Raw genomic sequence first — 15,226 nt, forward strand, 5'->3', positions numbered from 1 at the left:
CGAACGGCGTCTTGAAAAAATGCGACGCTGACGACGTGGACGAGCGCGGTCAACGCGGCCGGTGGGCCGATTTCCAGACCCATTGGTACGGATCGCCGTCGGCGGAGCTCGCGCCGTTCGTCGAGCACTACTGGGCGGTGCGGTGGGATCTGCGCGGGCAGGAGCCGTTCCGGCAGTTGTTGCCGCCGCGCGTGAACGTGCACCTGTCGTTCGTCGACGGGGAGGCGGGGATGGTGCGTGGGCCGGACCGCCGGTTCTCCCATCGTTCGCTGGCCGACGCCGGGCAGGTGTTCGGCGTGGCGTTCCGCCCGGGGGCGTTCCGTCCGTTCCTCGACGGCCCGGTCTCGTCACTGGCCGGGCGGTCGGTGACGGCGGCGTCGATCTTCGGCCGGGACGTCGAGCCGTCGGTGGTGGCGTCGATCTTCGACCGGGACGCGGTGTCGCCGCCGCCCGCCGTCGAGAGCCTCCTGCTGGCCCGCGGGCCGGTACTGACCACGGCGGCCACCGCGGCTCGTGACGCGGTCGAGCTGATCGCGTCGGAACCGGCGTTGACCAGGGTCGAGGCGCTGGCCGCGCGCCTGGACGTTGGCGTGCGGTCCCTCCAGCGCCTGTTCGCCGAGCACGTGGGCCTCGGGCCGAAGTGGTGCATCCGCCGCTACCGCCTCGCCGAGGCGACGTCGCGGCTGGAGTCCGGCGCCGACGTCGACTGGGCCGCGCTCGCCGCCGAGCTGGGCTACGCCGACCAGGCGCACCTCGGCCGGGACTTCACCGCGGTCCTGGGCGAGCCACCCGGTCGGTACGCGCTGCGGTACCCGTCGGGATCGCCCACTCGGGGTTGAACGCGTCGACGTCGCCGCCGGTGGGCCGCGGATCGCCGACGCGCCCGCTGCCGGGGTCGACGAACCGCACCCCGGCGCTCGTCAACCGGGCCAGGTGGGGTGCCAACGCCGGGTGCCCCCAGAGCGCGTCGCCGACCGTCGGCACGATCGTGAGCGGCGTCCCGCTGGCCAGCGCCTCGCACACCAGACCGGCCGCGTAGTTGTCCATGATGCCGGTGGCCAGCTTGTTGATCGAGTTGAACGTCGCCGGGCACACGACGACGTGCCCGGGGGTGGGGAACCGTTTCGGCTCGCCGGGCCGCCGCTGTTCGACGAGCGGAGCGTGCCCGGTGATGTCCTCGACGCGCTCGGCGTCCACCCAGTTCATCGCGCTCGCCGTCGCGACGACACGGACCACCCAGCCGTGGCGCTGCGCGGCCGCGGCGACCTCGTGCACGCGGGCCGCCAGCGGAGCGCCGCACGCGACGAGCGCCAGATACTCACTCACTCCGTGGACGCTAGTACGCCGGGGAGTCTCTTGTGCACTGTGAAGTAGCGGTGCACACATAGCCATCGCCTGTCCGGTGCGCCCCCATACGTGTTCGACGCAGCGTTACCGCAGGTGGACTCTTGATCGGTCCGGTGCCGCCGAATCCTTGACGCTTGCCAGGCCCGATGCTCTCACTCGGTACGACAGCTCGGGTACACAGTTGTGAACCACTGCTTGACACTCCGGTGTGACGCGGGCTACTTTTCCGCCATCGAGGCAGTACACCGGCCCGGAGGTCGAGCTGCCCCATCCACCGACGCGACGATGCGGCCGGTCCGGTTGGACCGAGAGTCGCTCGTGCGTGAGCTGACTTGGAGGTCCGCTGTGCCTTCGCGTGAGATCGAGTTCGTCAGTGGCGGCGAGACCGTGCGGGGAGACCTGCTCCTGCCGGAGGGCGAAGGGCCGTTCCCGGTCGTCGTCATGGCCGGTGGCTGGTGCTACGTCAAGGAGTTACGCCAGCCGCAGTACGCCGCGGACTTCGTCCGCCGTGGGTTCGCCGCGCTGATCTTCGACTACCGCCGGATGGGTGCCAGCGAGGGTCAGCCCCGCCAGCACATCGACCCGTGGGACCAGATCGAGGACTACAAGAACGCGATCACGTTCGCGGCCGGCCAGCCCGAGCTGGACGCCGACCGGATCGGGATCTGGGGCATCTCCTACAGCGGCGGTCACGTGCTGATCGTCGGCGCCATCGACCCCCGGGTGAAGTGCGTGGTCTCCAACGTCCCGGTGATCGACGGCTACCAGACCATGTGGCGGATGCACGGCACCGACCGGTTCCGCAAACTCAAGGCGTTCGTCGCCGAGGACCGGGCCAAGCGCACCGAGACCGGCGAGCACGGGTACATGGCGATGTCCGGTGTGCCCACCAACCCTGACGACGCGTTCTCGGTCTGGCCCGACAACGACGTGCTCGCCGTGTTCAACGAGCTGAAGGCCACCCAGGCGCCGCGGCACGAGCACCGCAACACGGTCGAGTCGCTCGAGCTGCTGATGGAGTACAACGCCGCGACGTTCGCGCCGCGCCTGCTCGACAAGCCGGTGATGATGATCGTCGCCGACCAGGACGACATCACGATGTGGGACCAGGAGATCGCCGCGTTCAAGGCGATCCCGAGCTCCAAGAAGGAACTCGTGGTGCTGCCGGCCACCGACCACATGACGCTCTACAGCAACGTCACCGCGCTCGACTACGCCGCCAAGGCCGCGGGCTCCTGGTTCGACCGGCACCTCAAAGAGCTGCCGACGGTCGCCAACCAGATCGTCAAGTACGCCTGAGCCGGAGCACGCGATGACGGGTCAGTTGAGCGAACGAACCGCCACGCAGCCACCGGCCTCGTCCAAGCGAACCTGGGCCGACCTGCGGTGGCGCGGTGCGCCGGTGGGGGTGCCGTGGCTGGTCGCGCTGCTCATGCTGGTGGTCAGCGTGGCCCTGTACCCCAGCAGCATCGGCTTCGGTGGCCTGGCCACGATGACGCCGCTGCTCGGGGTGCTGATCATCGCCTCGCTGGGGCAGTCACTCGTGATCGGCACCGGCGGCATCGACCTGAGCGTGTCGTCGGTCGTCACCGTCGTCGGCGTCATCTTCGTGATGGAAGCGGGTTCGGCGGGCGGCTCGGTCCCGCTGGCCCTGGTCTATTCGCTCGCCGCCGGCCTGATCTGCGGCGTGGTCAACGGTGTCCTGGTCGAGTACCTGGCGCTGAGCCCGCTGGTGTCGACGCTGGCCACCGGCCAGATCATGGCCGGTCTGGCGAACATCTGGTACGGCGGGGGCGCGAACCGGCTCGCGGTTCCCCCGGACTGGCGCAGCTTCACCGGCAGCACGTTCGGCCGGGGCATCAGCTACCTCCTGCTCGCCGCCGTCGTCCTGGTCGCGCTGGCCAGCGTCGTGCTCAGCTACACGGCGGTCGGCCGGCGGCTGACCGCGGCGAGCACCAGCCCGGAGGCCGGGCGTTACCAGGGCATCGCGGTTCGGCGCTACCGCGCCGCGACGTACGTGCTCGCGTCGTTGCTCTACAGCGTCGCGGGGGTCTTCCTGGTCGGCAGCATCGGCACCCCGACGCTGTCGCTGGGGGACGTCTACCAGCTGTCCACGATCGTCGTCGTCGTGCTCGGCGGAGCGGCACTGTCCGGCGGGCGGCTGCACCCCGGCGCCACGATGGCCGGCGCCCTGTTCCTCTCCCTCATCAACCAGGACGTGGCCGCCACCGGTGCCGCCGCGGGCACGCAGGGCGTGATCCAGGGCGCCGTGCTCGTCCTCGCGATGCTCGCCACGTCGATCGGCGCACTCCGGGCGCTGCTCCGCCGGCGCCGCACGAACGTCTGACCCAACCCCCTTCGAAACCCCCCGTGGTTCCGCGCTGCCCGAAATCCGCCGGGACCACCCAGATCCGCACTGACTCGTCTGGAGAGAAGAGGACATCGTGGGCTCAACACCGAGACGTCCCCGGTTACGGATGCTGGCCGGCCTCACAGCAGTCGCCGCCGCGGTCGCGCTGAGCGGCTGCACGTCATCCACCAGCGGCACCACCGACGCCAAGGGCGACTCCTCCGAGTACGCCGCCGCACCCCTGGAGCTCAGCGACGCCCAGCGCGACGCGATCCTGAAAAAAGCGTTCCTGACCGACGACGTCAAGGCCGCCGACCTCGACCCCACCATCGTGCAGGGCCTGGAAGAGGCCGGACGCGACTACTCGGACGACCAGATCAAGGCCGCCGCGGCGTGCCTGGACAAGCCGACCTGCACGATCGGCAAGGGCGAGCAGACGCTGGCGATCCTCGACGGCGCCGGCTCCGACCTGTGGCGGCGCATCACCAGGGCCCAGATCACCGTGCAGGCGACGTCCTACCCGAACATCGGCACGGTCATCTACCTGCAGGCCGACGGCAACCTGCAGACGATGCAGGCCAACCTCCAGACGCTGATCGCGCGGAAGGTCACCGGCATCGTCACCTACGACGACTTCGGGCCGGCCATGACCGCCGCCTACCAGCAGGCCACGAACAAGGGCATCCCGGTCGTGGCGTACGGCGGCATCCCCGGCAAGGACGCCACCAAGGCGGTCGTCTCCCAGGTGGCGTCGGACTTCTGCGACGACGGCAACCAGATGGCGCAGACCACGGCCACGATGCTGAAGAACACCGGCAACGTCGCGTTCTTCACCGGCACGCCGGGCAACCCGCAGGGTGCCGGCTGGCAGGCCTGCGCGGAGAGCTGGTTCAAGAAGAACGCGCCGGACATCCAGGTCGTCAACCGGTCCAACACCAGCTGGACCGAGGGCGGCGCCGTCTCGGCGACGACCGCGCTGATCTCCACCGGCAAGAAGGTCGACGCGGTCCTCTACGACTACGCGAAGCAGACCGTCAACATCGTCCAGACCTACCAGCAGGCCAAGCAGAAAGTGCCGGCCCAGGTCACCTGGACCTCCGACAACTCGCTGCTGCAGATGTGGGAGAAGGACCTCGGCACGCCGAACGAGTGGCAGCTCGCCTACTCCAGCAGCATCAACTTCGAGGGTGCGATCGCGCTCGCGGCGCTGATGAATCACCTGCAGGGCAAGGACGTCCCGCCGATGTTGATGTTCCCGCTGCCGTTCGTGCCGGCCAAGAAGGGCGACTACCTGGCCGACCAGCCGGCCAACGCCCCCGGCCCGACGCTGATGCCCGACGCGCTGCTGACCCAGGTCCTCGGCGCGGCCTGAGCCGGTCGGAAAACCAGAGGAAGGAGCGGGGATGCGGTCCGTGGAGAGTACGAGCACGTCCACGCTCGTCGGCGGCGCTACCGGCACCGGTCTGACCGCCGAGGGCCTCACCAAGACGTTCGGGTCGACGACCGCGCTGAACGACATGTCGGCGACGTTCGCCCGCGGGGTCGTGCACGGGCTGATCGGCGAGAACGGCTCCGGCAAGTCGACGTTCGTCAAGCTGGTGGCCGGCATGCACCGCGCCGACGCGGGCCGGGTGACCGTCGACGGCGCTCCGGTCGCCGACCCCTCCGGCCACCACCGGTCGGCCGCCCGGATCGCGTGCGTCTACCAGGACGGCTCGCTCATCGACGAGCTCACCGTCGCGCAGAACCTCGACGTGATCGTCGAGCCGGCGCTGCGGCCGTCCGCTCCCGACGGCTCCTGGCACCGGCAGCTCCTCGACGCCGCCCGGCTCACCGACGTCGAGGAGGACACCCGCGTCGGCGACCTGCCCAACAACGAGAAGCGGCTGGTCGAGATCGCCGCGGTGCTGGCGCGCCGGCCCGACGTCGTGCTCTTCGACGAGTCCACCTCGACGCTCGACGAGCGCGGCGTGGAGTGGGTGCTCGCCCGGATGCGTGACCTCGCGGACTCCGGCGCGTGCGTCGTCTTCGTGACCCACCGCCTGCACGAGGTGCTGGCCGTCACCTCGCACGTCACGGTGCTGCGTGACGGGGTGCTGGTCGCCGCGGTGCCCACCGCGGGCGCCACCACCGAGCAGTTGGTCCGGCACATGGCGGGACGGGAGGTGGCCGCGTTCACCCGCCGGACGGGCGCGGCCCCGGCCGACGCGGACACGGCGCTGCGTGCCACCGCGATGCGGGCGTCGCGCTGCGGCCCGATCGACCTGACCGTGCGCCGCGGCGAGATCGTGGGCATCGGCGGCGCGGCCGGCAACGGTCAGGCCGAGCTGATCCGGGCCCTGGCCGGCGACGGCGTCGACGCGGGCGAGGTGGTCGTCGACGGCGCCACGCTGCGCGGTGCCGAGTCCGCCGTCGACGCCGGCACCGTGTTCGTCAGCTCGGACCGGCGGTCGGAGTCGCTGTCCAGCCTGCTGTCGATCCGCGAGAACTACGCGCTGGCGTCGGCCGCGACGTCCGGCCGCTGGTGGCGCTGGCTCCGTCGTCGTCCGGAGGTGGCCGAGGCCGAAACGCTCGCCGACCGGTACGACCTCGCGCGCTCCTCGATCGAACAGCCGGTCGGCACGCTCTCCGGCGGCAACCAGCAGAAGGTGGCGATCGGGCGCATGGTGGCCCGTGACCCGAAGGTGCTGCTGATCGAGGAGCCCACCGAAGGCGTCGACGTGCGGGCCCGCTTCGACATCTACCGCTCGCTGGTCGAGGTCGCCGATCGGGGCACCGCGGTCGTCTTCACCTCGAGCGACGCCGGTGAGCTGCGGCTGCTCGCCGACCGGGTGGTGGTGCTCGCCCGCGGACGGCAGGTCGCCGAGCTGTCCGGGGACGAGGTGACCGAGGAAGCGATCGTGCACGCGTTCACCACGGCCAAGGAGCAGCAGGAGGCCCGCTCGGCCGCGGCGGTCGCGGACGAGGCCCGGGAACTCGACGAGAAACCCGCGGTCGTGGCGCGCCGCCGAGCCGGTCTGCGGCCCCGGCGCCAGCTCACGTTCACGCCGGCGACGTTCGGGCTGCTCGTGGTGCTGCTGGTCGCGCTGGCGGCCTACGGCACCCTGCGTGACGCCCGGTTCGGCACGATCGACAACCTCGGTTCGATCATGCAGCTGAGCGTCCCGCTCGCCCTCGCCGCGCTCGCCCAGCTGCCGGTGCTGCTGGTCGGCGAGATCGATGCGTCGGTCGGGTCGACGATGGGCCTGATCGTCGTCCTGCTCTCGTTCCAACCCACCGGTTCACCGGCGGTGCTGTTCGTGTTGGCGGTGCTGGCCGGCGTCGTGCTCGGTGCGGTGAACGCGCTGCTCGTCGTGGGGCTGCGGATCACCGCGGTGATCGCGACGATCGCGACGCTCGGCGTCTACCTCGGCGTCGGGCGGATCCTGCGGCCCGAGCCGGGCGGCCTGATCAACAACGACCTGGCCGTGCTGATGGGGCAGGGCGTCGCGTACATCCCGCTGATGTTCCTCGTCGTGGTCGTCCTCGCGGTCGCGATCGACGTCTACGTGAACACCACCCGGGGTGGTCTCCGGTCGCGTGCGGTCGGCTACTCGGCGCTGCGTGCCTCCCAGCTCGGGGTGCCGTCGGCCCGCCTGCGTGCCGGGGCATACGTGCTCGGCGGCGCGATCGCCGGGCTCGGTGCCGTCACGCTGGCCGCCCAGACCGGGGTCGGCGACCCCAGCTCCGGCTCGGGCTACACGCTGCTGTCGATCGCGGTCCCGGTGATCGGCGGTGCGTTGCTCGCCGGTGGGCGCGGCTCGGCGATCGGCTGCGTGCTCGGCGCGCTGTTCGTCGCCGAAGTGCAGACGTTCATCCCGTTCGTGAACCTCCCGACCGGCGGCTACCTGATCGCCGTCGGTGTCCTCACCGTGCTCGCGCTGATCGTCGGCTCGGCCCGGCTCTCGGCGTGGACACTCCCGATCCGCAACATCCGGCGACTCGGAAAGTAGGAGACATGGCTGATCTGACCGGACAGGTCGCACTGGTGACCGGAGCCGCGCGGGGACAGGGCCGCTCGCACGCGCTCGCGCTGGCCGAAGCCGGCGCCGACATCATCGCGGTGGACGCCTGCGCGGACGTCGAGACGGCGCCGTACCCGCTGGCGACCTCCGAAGACCTCGCGGCGACGGTGAAGGAGATCGAGCAGCTCGACCGGCGGGTGCTCGCGGCCGAGTGCGACGTGCGGTCCAGCGGTCTGGACGACGTCGTCGCCCGGGGCCTGGCGGAGTTCGGGCGGATCGACGTCCTGGTGGCGAACGCCGGCATCTGGGCGCTGGGCCGGCTCTGGGAGATCACCGAGGCGCAGTGGCAGGAGATGCTCGACATCAACCTGACCGGCGTCTGGCGCACGGTGAAGGCGGTCGTGCCGCACATGATCGAGCAGAAGCGCGGCTCGATCGTGCTGACCTCCTCGGTCAACGGGTTCGAGGCCGGCGGCGGGATGACCCACTACGTCGCGGCCAAGCACGGGGTGCTGGGGCTGATGCGCAACGCCGCGATCGAACTCGGCCCGTACAACATCCGCTGCAACGCGGTGTGCCCCGGCATCGTCGACACCAAGATGAACGACTGGCCGGGCGCGTACGACATGATGGCCGGCCACGAGGGCGGTACACCGGAGGACCGGCGGCACAACGCGTACGGCTGGTCGGCGCTGGCCGGTCGCGGCCTGCTCGACCCGCGCACGGTCAGCCGCTCGGTGCTGTTCCTCGCCTCCGACGACGCCCGGGACATCACCGGCGTCGCGCTGCCGGTCGACGGCGGCCACGCGGTGTTGCCCGGCTCCAACCCCGACCCGATCCGCTCGCTGTGAGCTCGTGATGATCACTCCCACCTGGAGCTCGCCGGTGCGCTGGCCCGAGGCGCTCGCGCTGACCGAGTCGACGCCCGCGGCGCTGGCCCGGACCGACCCCGACCAGCTCCACGTCGTCGACGGCGACGTGCGGCTGGACGGGGCGGCGCTGCTGGCGGCGGTGGCCGGGGCCCAGGACCGGCTGCGTTCGGTCGGCGTCGGCCGCGGCGACGTGGTCGGCGTCCAGTTGCCGAACTGGTGGGAAGCGGTCGTCGTCGCGCACGCGGTCTGGGGCCTGGGCGCGGTGCTCTGCCCGGTTCCGGTGAACTACCGGGGCGCGGAACTGGACCGCATCCTCGCTGCCACCCCGGTGGCGGCGTTCGTGGTGCCGTCGGAGTACCGGGGCGTGAACCATCCGGCGCTGGTCGAGAGCCTGACGGACGTGCCGCTGGTCGTGGTACGGGGGAGCGAACCGCTTCCTCGCGGCTCCGGCGCCCCCGAGCTGGCCGCCGACCTGGACGACGTCTGCGTCCTGATGTTCACCTCCGGCACCACCGGCGCACCGAAGGGCGTGCTGCACAGCCACCGCACGCTGCTGGCCGACGCCTGGTCGATCGCCCGGCTGTTCGCGCTCGACCGGGACCTGGTCTACATGCCCTCGCCGGTCGGGCACGTCACCGGCCTGGTGTACGGCGTGATGATGCCGCTGCTGGTCGGCGGCGCGGTGCTGCTCCAGGCCGAGTGGGACGCCGGGGCCGGTGTCGATCTGATCGAGGCGAACCGAGCCACGTTCTGCGTCGGCGCCACCCCGTTCCTGCGCGGCCTGACCGACGAGTACGAGCGGCGCGGCACCACGTCGACGCTGACCGGGTTCGCCTGCGGCGGCGCCGACATCCCCGCGGCGCTGGTGCGGCGGGCCACCGACGTGCTCGGCGCGGTCGTCGCCCGCGCCTACGGACTGACCGAGATGCCGACCGTGACCTGCGGCGGGCCCGACGACCCGGAGGACGTGCGGTTCGGGACCGACGGACGGCTCACCGGGTCGTCGCAGGCCCGGCTGGACGAGGCCGGGGAGCTGGAGGTCCGGGGACCGGAGCTGTGCCTCGGGTACCTCGACCCCGAGCACACCCGGGCGTCGTTCACCGCCGACGGCTGGTTCCGCACCGGCGACCTGGCCCGGCTCGGCCCGGACGGCAGCGTGACGATCACCGGGCGGGCCAAGGACATCATCGTGCGCGGCGGCGAGAACATCGGCGTCCGGGAGATCGAGGACTACCTGCTCGACCACCCGGCGATCCGGGACGTCGCCGTGGTCGGGGTGCCCGACGACGTGCTCGGCGAGCGCGCCTGCGCGTTCGTGGTCACCGCGGCGCCGCTGACGCTGGCCGAGCTCAGCGAGTTCCTGCTCGCACGGCGGATCGCCAAGCACAAACTGCCGGAGTACGTGCTCGTCGTCGACGGGCTGCCACGCACGCCGAGCGGCAAGATCCAGAAGTTCCGGCTGCGCGCCCAGGCCGTCGCCGAGCTGGCCGCCGGGCGGGGTGAGCGCCGGTGAACCGGGACGACCTGCTGACCGCCTACCGCCGGATGCGGCTGATCCGCACCACCGAGGAGCGGGTCGCCGCGCTCTACGCCCAGGGTCAGGTGCCCGGCTTCGTCCACACGTCGGTCGGCCAGGAGGCGGTCGCGGTGGGCGCGCTGTTCCGGGCCCGCACCACCGACGTCATCACCTCCACCCACCGCGGGCACGGGCACGTGCTGGCCAAAGGGCTCTCCCCGGAACGGATGTTCGCCGAGCTGATGGGCAAGGACGCCGGCGCCAACCGGGGGCGCGGCGGGTCGATGCACGTCGCCGACCCGGCGCTGGGCATCTTCGGCGCCAACGGCATCGTCGGGGCCGGGCTGCCGATCGCGACCGGGGCGGCGTACGCGCTCCGGCCGCGCGGCGACGTCGCGATCGCGTTCTTCGGTGACGGCGCCGTGTCCACCGGAGCGTTCCACGAGTCGCTCAACCTCGCGGCGCTGTGGCAGCTGCCGGTCGTCTACGTGTGCGAGAACAACGGGTTCTCCGAGTTCTCACGCACCAGTGACCAGCATCCGGTGCCGGTCGCCCAGCGTGCCGTCGCCTACGGGATGCCGTTCCAGCAGGTCGACGGCAACGACGTCGAAGCGGTGGACGCGGTGATGAGCGACGCGCTGACCGCGGTGCGGTCCGGGGGCGGCCCGCGGCTGGTCGAGGCGGTGACGTTGCGGGTGCGCGGCCACTACGAGGGCGACCCCCAGCGGTACCGCGGCGCGGCGGATCCGGCCGCTGACCCGCTGGTGGTGGCCCGCGAACGGTTGCTCGGGTCCGGCGTTGTCGTGTCGGAGCTGGACGAGATCGACGACGAGATCGTGCGGCTCGTCGCGTCGGCGGAGAAGTTCGCGGTCGACGCGCCGGAGCCGGACCCGGTGACGGCGCGGGAGTTCGTGACCGCCCCGCGCCGGACCGTGTCTCCGCCGACGGGCAAGCCCGACGACGCCGCACCGGTCTCGACCTCCCGGATCATCCGGCAGGCGCTGACCGACGCGCTCGACGACGACCCCACGGTGTTCCTGGCCGGCATCGACGTCGCCGGGGGCAACGTGTTCGGGCTGACCCGCGGGCTGGCCGAGCGGTGGCCGGACCGGGTGCTGGACACGCCGATCGCGGAGACCGCGATCGTGGGCCTCGGCGTCGGAGCGGCGATGGCCGGGCTGCGCCCGGTGGTCGAGCTGATGTACCTGGACTTCCTCGGGGTCTGCCTCGACCAGCTGATGAACCAGGCCGCGAAGCTGCGGTTCATGACCGGCGGGGCGGTCACCGTGCCGATGGTCGTCCGGACGCAGTTCGGCTCCGGCCGCTCGTCGGGCAGCCAGCACTCGCAGAGCCTCGAGGCGCTGCTGGCCCACCTCCCCGGCCTCACCGTCGTGATGCCCAGCGACCCGGCGGACACCTACGGGCTCCTGCGCAGCGCGATCGACGACGACAACCCGGTCGTCTTCATCGAGAACCGGCTGCTCTACGAACGCAAGGGCCCGATGCCGGCACGCGGACACCGGGTGCCGCTGGGGGAGGCGCGGGTCGTGCGCCCGGGCACCGATCTCACGATCGTCTCCTGGTCACGCATGGTCCACGCGTCGCTGGCGGCCGCCCGGCAGCTGGCGCTCGAAGGCGTCGACGCCGAAGTGGTCGACCTGCGCACGATCACCCCGCTCGACCGCGACACCGTGCTGCGTTCGCTGGCCCGCACCAACCGGCTGCTCGTCGTGCACGAGGCGGTCACCGACTTCGGCGTCGGCGCCGAGCTGGCCGCGCTGGCCGTGAACGAGGGCTTCTGGTCGCTGGACGCCCCGGTGCGGCGGGTCGGTGCGCCGGCCACACCCGCGCCCTACGCCCCCGCGCTCGAACGCACCTGGATCCCCGACGAGAACGACATCATCCGCGCCGCCCGCGACCTGACCGCGGACCGGTAGGTCACGACACCGAGGAGCAGAACATGAAGCTGGACGGACGTATCGCGATCATCACCGGCGCCGGATCCGGCATGGGCCGGGCGATGGCGCAGGAGTTCGTGGCGAACGGCGCGACGGTCGTCGCGGTCGACGTGCGCACCGACCCGGTCGCCGAGACCGTCAAGCTGCTCGACGACGGCCGCAGCGTCGCCCAGACCGCGGACGTGTCGAGCAAGGCCGACGTCGAGCGGGTGGTCACCGAGACCGTCGAGCGTTTCGGGCGGGTCGACATTCTCTGCAACAACGCCGGTGTGCTCGACGACTACACTCCCGCGCACGAGACCACCGACGAGCTGTGGAACCGGGTGATCGGGGTCAACATCAACGGTCCGTTCCTCTTCTCGCGCGCGGCCCTGACGCCGATGCTCGAGCAGGGCAAGGGCGTCATCATCAACACCGCGTCGATCTCCTCGTTCGTCGCCGGTGGTGGTGGCGCGGCCTACACGTCGTCGAAACACGCGGTTCTCGGCCTGACCAAGCAGCTGGCGTTCGACTACGGAAAGCGCGGGGTCCGGGTCAACGCGATCTGCCCCGGCGCGATCCACACCGGGATGACCGGGCACCTGATGACGACCGAGGGCCGCAACCCGCACGTCGACGCCGCGATCGCCGCGACGCCGGCGGGCCGGTGGGGCAAACCGGAAGAGATCGCGCACATGGCGCTGTTCCTCGCGAGCGACGACGCCGATTTCATTCACGGCGCCGCGTTTACTGTGGATGGTGGCTGGCTCCTGCCGTAGGGGGTGCGACAGCAGGGTCGGCAATCGGGAAAGGACAACGGGGTGACCAGCGAACAGGCCGGAGGCTCTCCGCTGACGGGCGTGGGTCAGCAGCTGCGCCGGGCGCGGCAGGCGGCGGGGATCTCGGTGCGCGAGATGGCCCGCCGGGTCGACGTGTCGCCGAGCTTCATCTCGCAGGTCGAGTTGGGTCGCACGAAGCCCTCGGTCGGCACGCTCTACTCGATCGCCAGCGAGTTGGGCGTCCCGCTCGACGACCTGATGCCGATCGGCCAGGCGCCACCCGAGCTGGCGGCCGCGCCGCCGCAGCCGGCGCCCGAGGGTGACCGCCTGCAGTTGATCCGCCGCGGCGTGCTGCGTCCGTTCGACGCCGAGCCGGAGCACACCGACCCGGAGTCGCCGGTGCAGCGGGCCGACCGGCGCCACGAGCTGCGGATGGGATCCGCGGTATGGGGGCGGCTCACCGCCGACCACGACCCCGACAACGACTTCCTGCACGTCGTCTACGCGCCGGGCGGCGAATCGTGCCCGGCCGACAACATGATCCACCACCGAGGCCACGAATACGGATACGTGATCGCCGGCGTCCTGGACGTCCAGGTCGGGTTCACGCACTACACGCTCAACGTCGGCGACTCGATCAGCTTCGCGTCGACCACGCCGCACCGGCTCTCCAACCCCGGTGCCGTCGACTCGGTGTCGCTCTGGATGGTCGTCGGACGGGGCGGGACGCCTGTTCTGTAGTTCCTTCTCGTAAGGAGTCGCCATGACGCGTGCCCGGAACAAGGTCGCGCTGGTCACCGGAGCCGCCCGCGGACAGGGCCGCAGCCACGCGGTCCGGCTCGCCCGGGAGGGCGCCGACATCATCGCCGTCGACATCTGCCGTCAGGTCGACACCGTGCCCTACCCGATGCCCACCGAGGACGACCTGGCCGAGACCGCGCGCCTGGTCGAGGAGACCGGCCGGCGGCTCGTCACCGCCGTCGCGGACGTCCGTGACCTGGACGAACTGACCGGAGTGGTGGACGACGCGGTGGAGCGCCTCGGGCGGCTGGACATCGTCGCCGCCAACGCCGGGATCCACAGCGGGGGCGTGCCCACCTGGGAGATGGACGACCAGATGTGGCAGGACCTCATCGACGTCAACCTGACCGGTGTCTGGATCACGTGCAAGGTCGCGGTACCGCACCTGATCACGGCCGGCGGCGGCAGCATCGTGATCACGAGCTCGGTGGCCGGGATGCGACCGTTCGGCGGCATCGCGCACTACGTCAGCGCGAAACACGCGTTGATGGGGCTGACCAAGACGCTCGCGCAGGAACTGGGGCAGCACCACATCCGGGTGAACGCGCTGAACCCGACCCAGGTCGACACCCCGATGATCATGAACCCGCTGATCTACCAGCTCTTCCTCCCCGAGGATCCGGAGCCGACGAAGGAACGGTTCGCGGTCGCGTCGCAGGAGGGCATGTTGCTGCCGACGCCCTGGGTGGAGCCGGGCGACGTCAGCGATGCGCTGGTGTTCCTCTCCTCGGACGAGGCCCGGTTCATCACCGGCATCGGACTGCCGGTCGACGCGGGGGTGTTGGCGAAATGAAGCTGGCCGGGAAAGTCGCGTTCATCACCGGGGCGGCCCGGGGGCAGGGCCGCAGTCACGCGGTGACGCTGGCCGCCGAGGGTGCCGACATCATCGCGGTGGACCTGTGCGCTCCACTCGATACGGTGGGTTATCCGCTGGCTACTCCGGAGGATCTGGCCGAGACCGTGCGTCAGGTGGAGGCGCTCGACCGGCGGATCGTCGCCCGGGTCGCGGACGTCCGGGACACCGCGAGCCTCCGCGCGGCCGTGGACGAGGGCGTCGCCGAACTCGGGCGGCTGGACATCGTCTCGGCCAACGCCGGCATCCTCTCCAGCGGCTCGACGCAGGAGCTGACCGAGGCGGCGTGGCGCGAGATGATCGACATCAACCTCTCCGGCGTCTGGCGCACGTGCAAGGTGGCGATCCCGCACGTCATCGCCGGTGGCCGTGGCGGTTCGCTGATCCTCACCAGCTCGGTGGCCGGGCTGAAGTCGTACCCCAACGTGGGGCACTACGTGGCGGCCAAGCACGGCGTCGTGGGGTTGGCGCGCACGCTCGCCACCGAACTCGGGCCGTACGGCATCCGCGTCAACACGGTCAACCCCACCCAGGTCGACACGGACATGATCCAGAACGACGTGATGTACCGCTTGTTCGTGCCGGATTCGTTGCACCCCACTCGCGAACAATTCGCCGCCGCGTCCCGCGCGACCGGTCTGCTTCCCGTCGACTGGATCTCCTCGCGCGACGTCAGCGAGGTCGTGCTGTTCCTCGCGTCCGACGCGGCGCGGTACGTCACCGGGATCTCGCTCCCGGTGGACGCGGGAGCGACGCTGCGCTGAGCC

Annotated in this window: 13 protein-coding genes; 12 read left to right on the forward strand and 1 reads right to left on the reverse strand. The window is 71.3% G+C overall.

Going from position 1 to position 15,226, the window contains the following annotated elements; all coding sequences use genetic code 11:
• Window positions 1–35 precede the first annotated feature (35 nt).
• Window positions 36–839 carry an AraC family transcriptional regulator gene (locus tag ABD437_RS24360; RefSeq protein ID WP_344651230.1) on the forward strand — a complete coding sequence of 268 codons (804 nt, stop codon included), beginning with the start codon at window positions 36–38 and terminating at the stop codon, window positions 837–839.
• Here ABD437_RS24360 and ABD437_RS24365 read toward each other — a convergent pair.
• The gene (locus tag ABD437_RS24365) at window positions 766–1,326 is read right to left on the reverse strand and encodes a flavoprotein (RefSeq protein ID WP_344651231.1); all 561 of its coding nucleotides are present in this window, start codon (window positions 1,324–1,326) and stop codon (window positions 766–768) included. The genes ABD437_RS24360 and ABD437_RS24365 overlap by 74 nt on opposite strands.
• A 366-nt stretch (window positions 1,327–1,692) precedes the next feature.
• On the opposite strand from ABD437_RS24365, the gene ABD437_RS24370 reads away from it, so the two are divergent.
• The 11 genes from ABD437_RS24370 (at window position 1,693) to ABD437_RS24420 (ending at window position 15,223) form a co-directional block, all read left to right on the forward strand.
• Window positions 1,693–2,646: an alpha/beta hydrolase gene (locus tag ABD437_RS24370; protein ID WP_344651232.1), complete on the forward strand. Its 954-nt coding sequence runs from the start codon at window positions 1,693–1,695 to the stop codon at window positions 2,644–2,646.
• Window positions 2,647–2,659: 13 nt separating this feature from the next.
• Window positions 2,660–3,694, forward strand: a complete 1,035-nt coding sequence (locus ABD437_RS24375; protein WP_344651233.1) for an ABC transporter permease — start codon at window positions 2,660–2,662, stop codon at window positions 3,692–3,694.
• Between the two features lie 97 nt (window positions 3,695–3,791).
• On the forward strand, window positions 3,792–5,069 hold the full coding sequence (locus tag ABD437_RS24380) for a substrate-binding domain-containing protein (RefSeq protein ID WP_344651234.1): 1,278 nt from the start codon (window positions 3,792–3,794) through the stop codon (window positions 5,067–5,069).
• A gap of 31 nt (window positions 5,070–5,100) precedes the next feature.
• Window positions 5,101–7,689 carry an ATP-binding cassette domain-containing protein gene (locus ABD437_RS24385; protein ID WP_344651235.1) on the forward strand — a complete coding sequence of 863 codons (2,589 nt, stop codon included), beginning with the start codon at window positions 5,101–5,103 and terminating at the stop codon, window positions 7,687–7,689.
• Window positions 7,690–7,694: 5 nt separating this feature from the next.
• Window positions 7,695–8,552, forward strand: a complete 858-nt coding sequence (locus ABD437_RS24390; RefSeq protein WP_344651236.1) for a mycofactocin-coupled SDR family oxidoreductase — start codon at window positions 7,695–7,697, stop codon at window positions 8,550–8,552.
• 7 nt (window positions 8,553–8,559) lie between these two features.
• Window positions 8,560–10,086 (forward strand): AMP-binding protein, encoded by a 1,527-nt coding sequence (locus ABD437_RS24395; RefSeq protein WP_344651237.1) that lies wholly within the window; start codon window positions 8,560–8,562, stop codon window positions 10,084–10,086.
• 32 nt (window positions 10,087–10,118) lie between these two features.
• Window positions 10,119–12,026, forward strand: coding sequence for an alpha-ketoacid dehydrogenase subunit alpha/beta (locus ABD437_RS24400; RefSeq protein ID WP_344651374.1), 1,908 nt, complete (start codon window positions 10,119–10,121; stop codon window positions 12,024–12,026).
• Between the two features lie 23 nt (window positions 12,027–12,049).
• Window positions 12,050–12,805 carry an SDR family NAD(P)-dependent oxidoreductase gene (locus tag ABD437_RS24405; protein ID WP_344651238.1) on the forward strand — a complete coding sequence of 252 codons (756 nt, stop codon included), beginning with the start codon at window positions 12,050–12,052 and terminating at the stop codon, window positions 12,803–12,805.
• 42 nt (window positions 12,806–12,847) lie between these two features.
• Window positions 12,848–13,546: a helix-turn-helix domain-containing protein gene (locus tag ABD437_RS24410; RefSeq protein WP_344651239.1), complete on the forward strand. Its 699-nt coding sequence runs from the start codon at window positions 12,848–12,850 to the stop codon at window positions 13,544–13,546.
• A gap of 22 nt (window positions 13,547–13,568) precedes the next feature.
• Window positions 13,569–14,399, forward strand: coding sequence for a mycofactocin-coupled SDR family oxidoreductase (locus ABD437_RS24415; protein WP_344651240.1), 831 nt, complete (start codon window positions 13,569–13,571; stop codon window positions 14,397–14,399).
• Window positions 14,396–15,223: a mycofactocin-coupled SDR family oxidoreductase gene (locus ABD437_RS24420; RefSeq protein ID WP_344651241.1), complete on the forward strand. Its 828-nt coding sequence runs from the start codon at window positions 14,396–14,398 to the stop codon at window positions 15,221–15,223. Before ABD437_RS24415 ends, ABD437_RS24420 begins: the two co-directional genes overlap by 4 nt.
• Window positions 15,224–15,226: the final 3 nt, after the last annotated feature.

Source organism: Cryptosporangium japonicum (assembly GCF_039524755.1).
GTDB classification, from domain to species: Bacteria; Actinomycetota; Actinomycetes; order Mycobacteriales; family Cryptosporangiaceae; genus Cryptosporangium; species Cryptosporangium japonicum.

Coding starts and splice junctions, on each gene's coding strand:
- ABD437_RS24375 (WP_344651233.1), top strand. CDS start 2,660: ATGACGGGTCAGTTGAGCGAACGAACCGCCACGCAGCCACCGGCCTCG.
- ABD437_RS24385 (WP_344651235.1), top strand. CDS start 5,101: ATGCGGTCCGTGGAGAGTACGAGCACGTCCACGCTCGTCGGCGGCGCT.
- ABD437_RS24390 (WP_344651236.1), top strand. CDS start 7,695: ATGGCTGATCTGACCGGACAGGTCGCACTGGTGACCGGAGCCGCGCGG.
- ABD437_RS24395 (WP_344651237.1), top strand. CDS start 8,560: ATGATCACTCCCACCTGGAGCTCGCCGGTGCGCTGGCCCGAGGCGCTC.
- ABD437_RS24400 (WP_344651374.1), top strand. CDS start 10,119: ATGCGGCTGATCCGCACCACCGAGGAGCGGGTCGCCGCGCTCTACGCC.
- ABD437_RS24405 (WP_344651238.1), top strand. CDS start 12,050: ATGAAGCTGGACGGACGTATCGCGATCATCACCGGCGCCGGATCCGGC.
- ABD437_RS24415 (WP_344651240.1), top strand. CDS start 13,569: ATGACGCGTGCCCGGAACAAGGTCGCGCTGGTCACCGGAGCCGCCCGC.
- ABD437_RS24420 (WP_344651241.1), top strand. CDS start 14,396: ATGAAGCTGGCCGGGAAAGTCGCGTTCATCACCGGGGCGGCCCGGGGG.